Raw genomic sequence first — 12214 nt, 5'->3', positions numbered from 1 at the left:
CTTTTAATTAAGGCTTTTTTATGTTATAATTGTTAGATTAAGAGGTTTTATATGAAAAGATTTCACTTTGCAACTATTCACCTGATAATGATAGGACTAATTCTTTTTGGAATTGCTACCATTTTTGTCCGCGTATTACAAACGGAGTCTGCACTCATTTTTGCGCTTTTTATCATTATGGTAGTAGTTGTTACACTATTGCATTACCAAAAGACAACATATGAGTCTTTGGAAATAGAACAATTAGATGAACTGAATCAGGATGTGGAAGCTTCTTTGAAGACTCTTCTTGGAAAGATGCCTGTCGGAGTCGTTACTTTTGACGAAAATGACCATATTGAATGGTTCAATCCCTATGCTAAGTTAGTGCTTTCAGATGAATATGGGAACTTCAATAAGCAGTTGATTGCAGATTTTATCTCCCAGAAACGAAAGGGGTCACCTTCGAATGTGATAACTGTTGGTGACAATAAATACGCTGCCTTTGTGGATTTTGACAATAAGCTGACATATTTTATTGACAATGTTTATGATCAAGATGAAAATGTTGATCCAAATATGACTCGACCTGTTATTGGGATTATTTCAGTTGATAACTACGACGATGTGACAGGAAGTTTGCCAGATGCAGATGTTTCAAAAATCAATACATTTGTAGTAGGATTTATTTCTGAGTTTGCTAAGGCTAAGCATATTCATTATCGACGTATTGAAGGGGATCGTTTTTACTTCTTTACCAATTACAGTGTTTTGACAGAATTCATGGATCAAAAGTTTTCTGTCTTGGATGACTTTCGTCAACAAGCACAAGAACGTGGTTTACCACTGACTTTGAGTATGGGAATATCCTTTGGTACGCTTAAGCATGATCAAATCGGGCAAGTTGCTTTGCAGAACCTTAATATTGCACTTGTTCGAGGCGGAGATCAAGCTGTTGTTAAGGAAAATGATGATCACAAGGAACTTCTTTATTTTGGAGGAGGCTCTGTCTCAACAGTTAAGCGTTCTCGTACAAGAACAAGGGCTATGATGACTGCAATTTCATATAAGTTAAAAACAGTCGAAAAAGTATTTGTTGTAGGTCACAAAAATCTTGATATGGATGCCTTAGGGGCTACTGTTGGTATGGCCCATTTTGCTAGTCAGATTGTTAGAAAGAGCTATGCTGTTTATGATGATATGGCTATGAATACGGATATTGAGCGTGCGGTAGAACGTTTGAAAGAAGATGGGCAGTCACCCCTTATTACACTCTCAGAAGCTGAAGAACTAGTCAACCAACACTCATTGCTAATTATGGTTGACCATTCAAAAATCAATCTAACCCTATCTCAGGATTTTTATGATCGATTTAATGAAGTTATTGTCGTAGATCATCACCGTCGAGATGACGACTTCCCTGAAAATGCAGTTTTGACTTTTATTGAAAGTGGAGCAAGCTCTGCTTGTGAATTGGTTACGGAGTTGTTACAATTTCAAGGGGCTCCAGAACGTTTGAGTAAAATCCAAGCTTCTATCCTTATGGCAGGTATAATGCTGGATACCAAGAATTTCTCTACTCGTGTTACTAGTCGAACTTTTGATGTTGCCTCTTACCTTCGTAGTTTAGGAAGTGACAGTGGAGAAATTCAAATGATTTCTGCTACGGATTTTGACGAATATCGACGTATTAATGAGTTAATTATTGCAGGCGAACGAATTACTGATGATATAATCGTTGCTACAGGAGATAACCACAAGTGCTATAATAATGTTGTGATTGCTAAGGCGGCAGATACTATGCTTGCAATGGCTGGAATCGAAGCAACCTTTGTTGTTGCTCGAACAAGTCACTCGACTGTAAACATATCTTCTCGAAGCCATAATGCGATTAATGTACAACGTATTATGGAAAAATTAGGTGGTGGTGGACATTTCAACCTAGCCGCCTGCCAATTACGAGACTGTAGTGTTTCTCAAGCGCAAAATAAATTAATTGAAACTATTATGGGAGAGTTGGCTCCCAAGGAGGATTAAAATGAAAGTTATTTTCTTACAAGACGTTAAGGGTAAAGGAAAAAAAGGTGAAATTAAAGAAGTACCATTAGGTTATGCTCAAAACTTCTTGATTAAAAAGAATCTTGCTAAAGAAGCAACAAACCAAGCTATCGGGGAGTTGAAAGGAAAACAAAAATCAGAAGAAAAGCATGCTGCAGAGTTGTTAGCTGAAGCAAAACGCGTTAAAGAACAACTTGAGAAAGAAGAAAATCGTCTTCAATTTACTGAGAAGGTTGGGCCAGATGGTCGTACATTTGGTTCAATTACAGCTAAAAAGATTGCGGAAGGACTTCAGAAACAGTTTGGAATCAAGATTGATAAACGTCATATTGAACTTGAACATCCTATTCGAGCGATTGGCTTGATTGAGGTTCCTGTAAAGCTTCATAAAGAAGTGAATGCACAAATTAAGCTTAACATCAAAAATAGTGCTGAGTAATTCGTTGACACTATAAGTAAATCTTGTAAAGGAGGGAATAATTGTGGCAGAAGCTCAAGAATTACGAGTGCAACCTCATGATTTAGTAGCGGAACAGTCTGTTTTGGGGGCTATTTTCATTAACCCGGAAAAGTTAATTACGGTTCGAGAGTTTATCGAAGCAGATGACTTTTACAAGTATTCCCATCGTGTCATTTTTAAAGCAATGGTAACGCTGTCGGATCGAAATGATGCCATTGATGCCACGACAGTACGTACTATTTTAGATGACCAAGATGACCTCCAAAACATAGGGGGTATTTCTTATCTTGTAGATTTGGTCAATAGTGTCCCAACATCCGCAAATGCTGAGTACTATGCTAAGATTGTGGCTGAGAAAGCCATGCTTCGGCGTATTATAAATAGGTTGACAGAAATTGTCAATCAAGCATATGAGGGGACAACTGAATCGGATGAAATTATTGCAAATGCTGAGAAAGCCTTAGTTGATGTTTCAGAGCATAGCAATAGTAGTGGTTTCCGCAAAATATCTGAAGTTCTTGATGTCAATTTTAATACTTTGGAGATGCGTTCACAGCAAACATCAGATGTAACTGGATTACCGACAGGTTTCCGTGACCTTGATAAGATTACAACAGGTTTACACCCGGACCAATTAATTATTTTAGCAGCTCGTCCCGCTGTTGGTAAAACAGCCTTTGTGTTGAATATCGTTCAGAATGTTGGTACCAAGCAAAATAAAGCTGTTGCAGTTTTTTCCCTAGAGATGGGTGCAGAAAGCTTGGTTGATCGTATGTTGGCAGCTGAAGGTATGATTGATTCTCATGCTTTACGTACAGGTCAATTGACAGAGCAAGATTGGAATAATGTCATGATTGCTCAAGGGGCACTGGCTGAGGCACCTATTTACATAGATGATACCCCTGGTATAAAGATTACTGAGATTCGTGCACGGTCCCGTAAATTGTCACAAGAAGTAGAGGGTGGTCTCGGTCTCATTGTGATTGACTATTTGCAGTTGATTACAGGGACGCGACCGGAAAATCGCCAACAAGAGGTCTCAGATATTTCAAGACAGTTAAAAATCTTAGCCAAGGAGCTCAAAGTTCCTGTAATTGCCTTGAGTCAGTTATCTCGTGGGGTTGAACAACGTCAGGATAAACGACCAGTCTTGTCTGATATCCGTGAATCAGGATCTATCGAGCAGGATGCCGACATTGTAGCTTTCTTATATCGTGATGATTACTATCGAAAAGAGAGTGAAGAATCAGAGAATGCGATTGAAGATAATACAATCGAAGTTATCTTAGAAAAAAACCGTGCTGGTGCGCGTGGAACAGTTAAGTTATTATTCCAAAAAGAATATAATAAATTTTCATCGATTGCTCAGTTTGAGGAATCGTAACTTTCAGATTTAAGGAGATATATATGAGTGACGCATTTGCAGATGTTGCTAAAATGAAAAATATTAAGGAAGCTATTAAAGCTCATGAAGGTCAGTTGGTAGAATTGACTTTAGAGAATGGACGTAAACGTGAAAAGAATAAGATTGGTCGTTTGACAGAAGTCTATCCATCATTGTTTATTGTTGAGTATCAGGACTTCGGTTCTCAAGCTGACGCTATTAATAATAGTTATGTTGAATCTTATACTTATTCAGATATTTTGACTGAAAAGACTCTCATTCGTTATTTGAGTCCCGAGGAACAAGCTGAAATCGAAAATAAATAAGAAAAAGCCTTTACTTGGGCTTTTTTTCGTGGTAAAATAGCGGAGTATGTGAAATAATAGCAGGATAAAATGAAGCTCGTCAACAGGAAGTCAGCTAGAAAAGTAACCTTTGCTGTTTGGGCGAAGTCTTTCTGAACGAATCAGGTTTATCTAAAATGTTATTTCCTAAAAATATTTTTTATAGGAGGACATTATTAATGTCACGTTATACAGGTCCATCATGGAAACAATCACGTCGCCTTGGTTTCTCACTTACAGGCACAGGTAAAGAATTGGCACGTCGTAACTACGTACCAGGTCAACATGGCCCAAATAACCGTTCAAAACTTTCAGAGTACGGTTTGCAATTGGCTGAAAAACAAAAGCTTCGTTTCTCATACGGTTTGAGTGAAAAACAATTCCGTAACTTGTTCGTACAAGCTACTAAAGTTAAAGGTGGAACACTTGGTTTCAACTTTATGGTTCTTTTGGAACGTCGTCTTGATAACGTTGTGTACCGTCTTGGTCTCGCAACAACTCGTCGTCAAGCACGTCAATTTGTAAACCACGGTCACATCCTTGTTGACGGTAAACGTGTTGATATCCCTTCATACCGCGTTGAAGTTGGTCAAGTAATCTCAGTTCGTGAAAAGTCAGTTAAAGTTCCTGCTATCCTTGAAGCAGTAGAAGCTACTATCGGACGTCCAGCATTCGTATCATTTGATGCTGAAAAACTTGAAGGTTCATTGACACGTCTTCCAGAACGTGATGAAATCAACCCAGAAATCAACGAAGCACTTGTCGTTGAATTCTACAACAAAATGCTTTAATTTTAATATTATTGTATCGAAAAGCCCGTTATTATGGGCTTTTTGCTTATTTTAAAAGACTGTTTCAGAAATTTGCTTACCTTTTTGCTTACTTCTATATAGATTTTAGAGCTATATCACAGAATGAGACGGCTTTTTTGTTTTCTAACATAATAAGCTCCTAGTCATTTGTATTAGACTAGGAGCTTGTTCCATTATCTTATGATATGTGATTTTGAGGTATAGTTCATTTATTTTCCAGTCCACCTTCAAAGTCTGCTGAAACATTTGAAACGTAGTTGGTGAAGTAGGCTTCAAAATCTTTTTTAGTCGTTTGTACTCTTTCTTCAGAGTATTCTTTATCCTCTATATAAGCTTGAAATCTAGAGATTTTCAAGTCTTTTTGTAGACGTTGTATTACTTCTGTTTTTGTCATAAGGACCTCTCTTTCAGTCTTTGTTTTACCATATTTTAAATTTTATAAAACATGTGTGTTGTTTTAATGCTTTACTTTTGATATACTGTCAAAGTTGTTTAAGAAGGGAGAAACTATGTCTATTATTATACTAATTTTAGCTGGGATTGTTGCATTGGAGCATCTTTATATCATGTATTTGGAAACTTTTGCAACACATTCAGACACAACTAGTAGAATTTTTAATATGAGCAAATAAGAGCTTCAACGCGATTCTGTTACAAACTTATTTAAAAATCAAGGTATTTACAATGGTTTAATCGCTGTATTCCTCTTGTATGGTATTTTTACAAATAGTCAGCTACTTGTAACTGTTTTTGTTCTTAATGTTTTCTTTGCTGCTGTTTATGGTGCTGTAACTGCTAATAAGAAGATTATTTTTACGCAAGGTGGACCCGCAATATTGACCTTGTTTTCACTTATTATCTCATTGTTCTAGGAATTTAATTATAAGAGAAAAAAGCTACTTTATCTACCGAGATACTTTGTAGCTTTTTGTGCTTCTGGTGTTATTTTATTGTGGAATAAATCGTAGAAGGAAGTCTGTCATTTCTTGAGGTGATTCCTTTTTGCCATTTTTTATCCATGCTTGACAAGCTCCAAAAATAGCATGAGCAAGATAAATGCTGGCATAGTTCTTCTCGAATCCTTTGAGAGCTCTTTTTTCAGCAGTAGGGTCAATAAAGTCTTCAGCTATCATACGCTGAAGTTTGTTTATCAGAAAATCTTTAATTTCTTTTGCTCCATTTGTAGATAATAGAGCTGAAAGAAGTTTTTCACGAGTAAGAATTTCAAAGATTTCGAGAAAGGCCCCTTCTTTCTTTCCTTCGTATTTATCAAAGATATATTCTAGTTTATGAAACAATTCTTTCTGATAGCTATCTATCATTTCAAATTTATCCTTGTAGTGAGTATAAAAACTTGAACGGCTAATCCCAGCTGTTTGAACTAGACGAATAGTTGTAATCTCATTGAAATCTTGGTCTTTAAGGCATATTACCAAAGCATCTAAAAGAGCTTTTTTAGTAAGTGAACGCCTTTGATCTTTTGTCATGTATTTCTCCTTTCACACAGTTTTAGATAAAGTGTCCAAAAATAGTTTTTAAATATTGATTTATAAAATTAATGAGCTTATAATTGATTATATCATAAAAGTATACACGATGTCTAAAAAGGAGAAATATGTTAGCAGAATTAAAGGCTCTTCTAAAAAGTCCAAAGCTATGGATAACCATTATTGGTGTTTCATTGATACCCGCTTTGTATAATTTAATATTTTTATCTTCTATATGGGATCCTTACGGTAATGTGAAACATCTGCCAGTGGCAGTGGTGAACAAAGATAAGAGTGCTAGATTTCAAGATAAGGCGCTTAATATTGGTCATGATATGGTGGACAATATGTCTAAAAATAAAAATTTAGACTATCATTTTGTAACTGAAACTGAAGCACAAAAAGGAATAGAAGACGGTGATTACTATATGGTTATCACTTTCCCAGAAAACCTCTCAAGTAATGCAGCAAGTCTTCTGACAAATGATCCTAAGAAACTAGAAATTTCTTATCAGACAACAGCAGGGCATAGCTTCGTTTCTTCGAAAATGAGCGATTCTGCCATGTCTAAGTTAAAGGAGACTGTTTCTAAAAATATTACGTCAACTTATGTTGGAGCTGTCTTTAAGAGTATGTCTCAACTGCAGAGTGGGATGGGAACTGCAGCGAATGGGGCCAGTCAATTATATGCAGGTGCAGGAGCACTTCAATCTGGAGGTCAGATCTTATCAAATGGTCTAGGAACTCTTGCTGGTTCTACTCAAACATTGGCGACAGGTGTTGATACCTTGAGTTCGGGCGCATCTGCCTATACTTCAGGTGTGTCAACTTTGTCAGGTGCTTTGTCACAGTTGAATAGTAACTCAGAGGCTGTTAATTCTGCTGCGGGTCAATTTGCATCAGGAGCAGAAGCTATGAATACCTTAGTTACAGGTGCGAATTCTTTGTCAACGGCGCTTAGTCAAATGGCTACAGCAACAAGTTTATCTGAAGAACAGCAAACACAGTTGTCAAGCTTGTCAGCTAATTTAACTGATTTAAATACAGCAATTCAAAATCTTAATACGACAGTAAGTAATACATCATTCCCTAGTGGAACATCAACAACATCAGTAGATACAAGTTCAATAGCGACTTATCTTTCAAATATTTCTTCTGCAGCTAGTTCTATAGCTACAGCTAGTGCCACTGACAAAGCGAACGATTTGGCTGCGGTACAAGGAACAGCTGCATATCAAAGCTTGACAGCAGATCAACAAGCAGAGATTGCTTCAGCAATTAGTAATGCTGGCTCTACAGCTAGTAGCTATGCTTCAACTATTGCATCAGATGTGTCAAGCATGTCAACAGCTTTGTCTAGCTTGGCAGGCACGACAACAACTAGTAGTGGAGAATCAAGCAATTTAGTTTCTCTACAAACGTCTATTTCAGGCATTGCAAGTTCGGCAAATACTCTTCTTCCTGTAGCTTCCTCAACTATATCATCAATGCAAGGTAATATTGCTAATGTTAACTCAGTACTTGTTAATCAATTATCGCCTGGGGCAATTCAAGTTGCTTCAGGTGTGTCAAGAGCTCAAAGTACTTTAGCCACAGGTGCAAGCAATCTCTTAACAGGTTTGTCAACCTACACTGGTGCTGTGTCAACGATTGCTAGTGGTGCACAAATTCTAGATGCTAACAGTAGTACCTTAATGAATGGATTTTCTACCCTTAAAAGTGGTACAAGTGTTCTTAATACAGGTGTCCAACAATTGGCAATTGGAGGAAACAATTTAACAAATGGATTGACAAATCTGTCAACTAATCTTTTTACCTTGTCTGACTCATTAAACAAGGCTAATCAACAGTTATCACTTGTTTCTGTAAACTCAGAAAATGCTAAGATAGTCAGTGCTCCTCTAAAAGTGAAGAAAACTGATAAGGATAAGGTTGACACTAATGGTGTGGGAATGGCCCCATATATGATTTCGGTTTCTCTTATGGTTGTAGCTCTTTCAACAAATGTTATCTTTGCTAAAAGCTTAACAGGAAGAAGCTTTACGAGTCGTTTTGACTGGTCTAAAAATAAGTTATTTATCAATGGTATTATTGCAACTATGGCTGCAATTGCCCTTTATATTGCTATTCGATTTATGGGAGTTGAACCAAATCATCCACTAGCTACATTTGGTATGATTCTCCTTGCAGCATGGACTTTAATGGCGCTCGTTACAGCCCTTGTAGGTTGGGATGATAGATATGGTGCATTTGCTTCCATGATTCTGTTGCTTTTACAGTTAGGTTCTAGTGCAGGGACTTATCCAATTGAACTTAGTCCTAAGTTCTTTAAGGTCGTACAGCCATTCTTACCAATGTCCTACTCTGTGTCAGGCCTTCGTCAAACTATTTCTATGACAGGACAAATCTCAGATCAAGTACGTATGCTAGTCATTTTCTTACTTACTTTTGTAGTTGTAGGTATTGTTATTTATAGACCAAAAACTGAGAATGTATAAACTAAAAGCCGGCTAATGTGAGCTGGCTTTTTTATGTTATTCGACAGTTATATTACCGAGATCGGAGGTGATGGTAAGTGTATTATCTTTTGAGTTCTTAAGGTTATTCGTAACATCCACCTCTCCTGAGTGACTATCTGCTTGAACATTGATAGTGTAATATTTAAGAGCTATTTCAACTTCACCGGTTGTGACGTCAAGTTTATTGTGACCGTTAAAAATTAAGTTATTACCAGAGAATTCTCCCATTGCAATAGATAAATCTGCGTTAGTAAAAAGGGTATTATCACTATCAACACTACCAACATCAAGGTTAGCTTTTAGGTTGCTGACTATCATTTTATTAAAATTCAGGTTCCCCACATTTAGATTAATGTCTACTTGTCTAACCGTGCTATGGCTTAAATCTAGATTTCCAGTTGCTAAATCAACCTTTAAGAAATCAATCGATTGTTTTTTAGGAAGTGTAATAATAATGGTTTGCTTTCTGACTTCCTGGTCGATAGCAGAAGAGAGGCTTATTAAATCTTTTAATTTGAAAAAGTTAATGTGTTTTTTAGAAGTCGAATCTAATTTAGAGTTGTTATCATTAATAGTTAATTGACTATCCTTTACAGTTGTGTCAATTGTATTTTTTATTTTTTGGTAGTAAGAAAGTGTAGTTTTGTTAACCTCAGAACCTTGAATTAGTACCTTGTAGCTGCTACTTTTAATATCAATCTTATTGAAGTTATCAACTTCCTTCTTGACATAATCTAGCTCACTTTTATTTTGATTTTGTAAATCTGTCAAGCCACCTTGACTATAAACCCAAGTTGCTAATCCCCCGCCTAAAAATAGAGATATGAGAGATACTTCATGGACAATCTTTTTCCAAGTTTTCATGTTTTTCTTACTTTCTTGATGTGTCATCTAATTGATGGAGTAATTAGCTTTACAATAAGTTTACAGATTTCAAATGAAATCAAAAATAGTAAAAGTGCTCCCCCAAACATCAATAGTCCTACACCTAGTCCAAACAGTGTTGAAGCTAGTGAAACACTTAGGGGAGAGAAACTTGTAGAGAAAGTGTGAACACCACTAATGAGTAAGACAAGAGTAAGAGCTAAGGCAGTCACCATGACCGCAAAAATGATCATAAGAAGTGTCATTAGCATAGCTAAGAAGAAAGGGAGAATTAGAAAAGCTACTGGACTAGCTAATACTGCGAGAATAGCAATTCAAATAATAGTTGTTTTATTGCGCAAACTAGTCGTATCCTCAATAACCTTTTCATCTAGCAGACGGCTAATGACTTCATGAGCGTCTTCCTTAGGTGTACCCAGTTCTGCAATAACTAGAGATTTATTTTCGGGTCCAGCCTCCTCAAAATATTACATGAAATATTCTAGAGCTTCTTCGTAGTCTTTTGGTGGTAATTTTCGTAGATATTTTGTTAATTTGGCTATATATTCAGTCTTTGTCATGTCTTAATCTCCCTTCCACAATACCATCCAGAGTTTCTTTGTAAGTTAACCATTCCTTATTAAGAAATTGAAGTTGCTCTTTTCCATATGGGGTAATACTATAATATTTACGTTTGCGCCCTTGATAATCTTGGCCGTAGGTGGTCATATAGCCTGCTTTTTCAAGCTTTTTTAGAATAGGATAAAGTGTTGATTCCTTGATACTAGCCGCAATCTTTATGTTTTGGCTAATATCATAACCATAAGAGTCTTCTCTATCAATAATAACTAATATTAAGAACTCAATCAGGGTTGACGATGTTGGAAAATACATGGTTTGCTCCTTTTATTTTAGGATAGGTATAAAAATTATATATAATTATTTTATATATTGAGTGTATGTCCTTTAGAGGTAGTGTAAAATAAGTTGTGTAAACACAAAAAGGAATAAATCCGTTATAGTAGAGTTGCAAAACATTACTAGAAAGAGATTTATTCCTATGACTCAGTTTACCACAGAACTACTTAACTTCCTAGCCCAAAAGCAAGATATTGATGAATTTTTCCGTACTTCTCTTGAAACAGCAATGAATGATCTGCTTCAAGCAGAGTTATCAGCCTTTTTAGGGTATGAACCTTACGATAAATTAGGCTATAATTCTGGGAATAGTCGTAACGGAAGCTATGCACGGAAATTCGAAACCAAATATGGGACTGTTCAGTTGAGTATTCCTAGAGATCGTAATGGGAACTTTAGTCCAGTTTTGCTTCCCGCTTATGGACGTAGAGATGACCACTTGGAAGAGATGGTTATCAAACTCTATCAAACCGGTGTAACGACTCGAGAAATTAGTGATATCATCGAGCGAATGTATGGTCATCACTATAGTCCTGCCACAATTTCTAATATCTCAAAAGCAACTCAGGAGAATGTCGCTACTTTTCATGAGCGAAGCTTAGAAGCCAATTACTCTGTTTTATTTCTTGACGGAACCTATCTCCCCTTAAGACGTGGAACCGTTAGTAAAGAATGTATTCATATCGCACTTGGCATTACACCAGAAGGACAGAAGGCTGTTCTTGGATATGAAATCGCCCCAAATGAAAACAATGCTTCTTGGTCCACCCTGTTAGACAAGCTTCAAAACCAAGGAATCCAACAGGTTTCTCTTGTAGTGACCGATGGCTTCAAGGGGCTTGAACAGATTATCAATCAGGCTTACCCATTAGCTGAACAACAACGTTGCTTAATTCATATTAGTCGAAATCTGGCTAGTAAAGTGAAACGAGCAGATAGAGCGGTTATTCTGGAGCAATTTAAAATGATTTATCGTGCTGAAAATTTAGAAATGGCAGTGCAAGCTTTAGAGAACTTTATCGCCGAATGGAAACCAAAGTATAGGAAAGTCATGGAAAGTCTGGAGAATACGGATAATCTTTTAACTTTTTATCAGTTTCCCTACCAGATTTGGCATAGCATTTATTCGACAAACCTCATTGAGTCTCTTAACAAAGAAATCAAACGTCAAACGAAAAAGAAGGTCCTTTTTCCTAACGAGGAGGCTCTGGAACGTTATTTAGTTACCCTGTTTGAAGATTATAATTTCAAGCAAAATCAACGCATCCATAAAGGGTTTGGCCAATGTGCTGACACACTTGAAAGCTTATTTGATTAACATTCTTCAACTCTACTTGAGTGTTTACACATAATTATTGACAGTATCCCTTTAGAAAGATATGTCTAAAT

Annotated in this window: 11 protein-coding genes and 1 pseudogene; 8 read left to right on the top strand and 4 right to left on the bottom strand. The window is 36.6% G+C overall.

Annotated elements, in window-relative coordinates:
- Window positions 1-51: 51 nt before the first annotated feature.
- The 5 genes from E3C75_RS01785 (at window position 52) to rpsD (ending at window position 5016) form a co-directional block, all read left to right on the top strand.
- Window positions 52-2016: a DHH family phosphoesterase gene (locus E3C75_RS01785; RefSeq protein ID WP_084829179.1), complete on the top strand. Its 1965-nt coding sequence runs from the start codon at window positions 52-54 to the stop codon at window positions 2014-2016.
- A 1-nt stretch (window position 2017) separates the two neighbouring features.
- Window positions 2018-2476 carry a 50S ribosomal protein L9 gene (rplI, locus tag E3C75_RS01780; RefSeq protein WP_084829178.1) on the top strand — a complete coding sequence of 153 codons (459 nt, stop codon included), beginning with the start codon at window positions 2018-2020 and terminating at the stop codon, window positions 2474-2476.
- 43 nt (window positions 2477-2519) lie between these two features.
- Window positions 2520-3881, top strand: a complete 1362-nt coding sequence (dnaB, locus tag E3C75_RS01775) for a replicative DNA helicase (RefSeq protein ID WP_002952261.1) — start codon at window positions 2520-2522, stop codon at window positions 3879-3881.
- A 23-nt stretch (window positions 3882-3904) separates the two neighbouring features.
- Window positions 3905-4207 (top strand): Veg family protein, encoded by a 303-nt coding sequence (locus tag E3C75_RS01770; RefSeq protein ID WP_002952260.1) that lies wholly within the window; start codon window positions 3905-3907, stop codon window positions 4205-4207.
- A gap of 197 nt (window positions 4208-4404) precedes the next feature.
- Window positions 4405-5016 carry a 30S ribosomal protein S4 gene (gene rpsD / locus E3C75_RS01765; protein WP_084829177.1) on the top strand — a complete coding sequence of 204 codons (612 nt, stop codon included), beginning with the start codon at window positions 4405-4407 and terminating at the stop codon, window positions 5014-5016.
- A 226-nt stretch (window positions 5017-5242) separates the two neighbouring features.
- On the opposite strand, the gene E3C75_RS01760 is transcribed toward rpsD, so the two are convergent.
- The gene (locus E3C75_RS01760) at window positions 5243-5431 is read right to left on the bottom strand and encodes a hypothetical protein (RefSeq protein WP_023910021.1); all 189 of its coding nucleotides are present in this window, start codon (window positions 5429-5431) and stop codon (window positions 5243-5245) included.
- A gap of 115 nt (window positions 5432-5546) precedes the next feature.
- On the opposite strand from E3C75_RS01760, the pseudogene E3C75_RS01755 reads away from it, so the two are divergent.
- Window positions 5547-5909, top strand: a pseudogene (locus tag E3C75_RS01755) (DUF1304 domain-containing protein).
- A gap of 75 nt (window positions 5910-5984) precedes the next feature.
- Here the strand turns inward: E3C75_RS01755 and E3C75_RS01750 are convergent.
- Entirely contained in the window at window positions 5985-6524 is a 540-nt protein-coding gene (locus tag E3C75_RS01750) for a TetR/AcrR family transcriptional regulator (RefSeq protein WP_084829176.1), read from the bottom strand.
- A 128-nt stretch (window positions 6525-6652) separates the two neighbouring features.
- On the opposite strand from E3C75_RS01750, the gene E3C75_RS01745 reads away from it, so the two are divergent.
- Window positions 6653-9022, top strand: a complete 2370-nt coding sequence (locus E3C75_RS01745) for a YhgE/Pip domain-containing protein (protein ID WP_084829175.1) — start codon at window positions 6653-6655, stop codon at window positions 9020-9022.
- 36 nt (window positions 9023-9058) lie between these two features.
- On the opposite strand, the gene E3C75_RS01740 is transcribed toward E3C75_RS01745, so the two are convergent.
- Both E3C75_RS01740 and E3C75_RS01730 read right to left on the bottom strand, forming a co-directional pair.
- Window positions 9059-9907, bottom strand: coding sequence for a DUF4097 family beta strand repeat-containing protein (locus E3C75_RS01740; RefSeq protein ID WP_172451567.1), 849 nt, complete (start codon window positions 9905-9907; stop codon window positions 9059-9061).
- Between the two features lie 567 nt (window positions 9908-10474).
- Window positions 10475-10801 carry a PadR family transcriptional regulator gene (locus tag E3C75_RS01730; protein ID WP_084829173.1) on the bottom strand — a complete coding sequence of 109 codons (327 nt, stop codon included), beginning with the start codon at window positions 10799-10801 and terminating at the stop codon, window positions 10475-10477.
- Between the two features lie 166 nt (window positions 10802-10967).
- Here E3C75_RS01730 and E3C75_RS01725 point away from each other — a divergent pair, with 166 nt between their 5' ends.
- Window positions 10968-12143 carry an IS256-like element IS1191 family transposase gene (locus E3C75_RS01725; protein ID WP_111679754.1) on the top strand — a complete coding sequence of 392 codons (1176 nt, stop codon included), beginning with the start codon at window positions 10968-10970 and terminating at the stop codon, window positions 12141-12143.
- The last annotated feature ends 71 nt before the right edge of the window (window positions 12144-12214 follow it).

This window comes from Streptococcus thermophilus (assembly GCF_010120595.1).
In the GTDB taxonomy this organism is placed as follows: Bacteria; Bacillota; Bacilli; order Lactobacillales; family Streptococcaceae; genus Streptococcus; species Streptococcus thermophilus.
The sequence above is the reverse complement of the archived record's forward strand: the minus strand, read 5'-3'. Positions and strand labels throughout refer to the sequence as shown.

Coding starts and splice junctions, on each gene's coding strand:
- E3C75_RS01785 (WP_084829179.1), top strand. CDS start 52: ATGAAAAGATTTCACTTTGCAACTATTCACCTGATAATGATAGGACTA.
- rplI (WP_084829178.1), top strand. CDS start 2,018: ATGAAAGTTATTTTCTTACAAGACGTTAAGGGTAAAGGAAAAAAAGGT.
- E3C75_RS01770 (WP_002952260.1), top strand. CDS start 3,905: ATGAGTGACGCATTTGCAGATGTTGCTAAAATGAAAAATATTAAGGAA.
- rpsD (WP_084829177.1), top strand. CDS start 4,405: ATGTCACGTTATACAGGTCCATCATGGAAACAATCACGTCGCCTTGGT.
- E3C75_RS01760 (WP_023910021.1), bottom strand. CDS start 5,431: ATGACAAAAACAGAAGTAATACAACGTCTACAAAAAGACTTGAAAATC.
- E3C75_RS01750 (WP_084829176.1), bottom strand. CDS start 6,524: ATGACAAAAGATCAAAGGCGTTCACTTACTAAAAAAGCTCTTTTAGAT.
- E3C75_RS01745 (WP_084829175.1), top strand. CDS start 6,653: ATGTTAGCAGAATTAAAGGCTCTTCTAAAAAGTCCAAAGCTATGGATA.
- E3C75_RS01740 (WP_172451567.1), bottom strand. CDS start 9,907: ATGAAAACTTGGAAAAAGATTGTCCATGAAGTATCTCTCATATCTCTA.
- E3C75_RS01730 (WP_084829173.1), bottom strand. CDS start 10,801: ATGTATTTTCCAACATCGTCAACCCTGATTGAGTTCTTAATATTAGTT.
- E3C75_RS01725 (WP_111679754.1), top strand. CDS start 10,968: ATGACTCAGTTTACCACAGAACTACTTAACTTCCTAGCCCAAAAGCAA.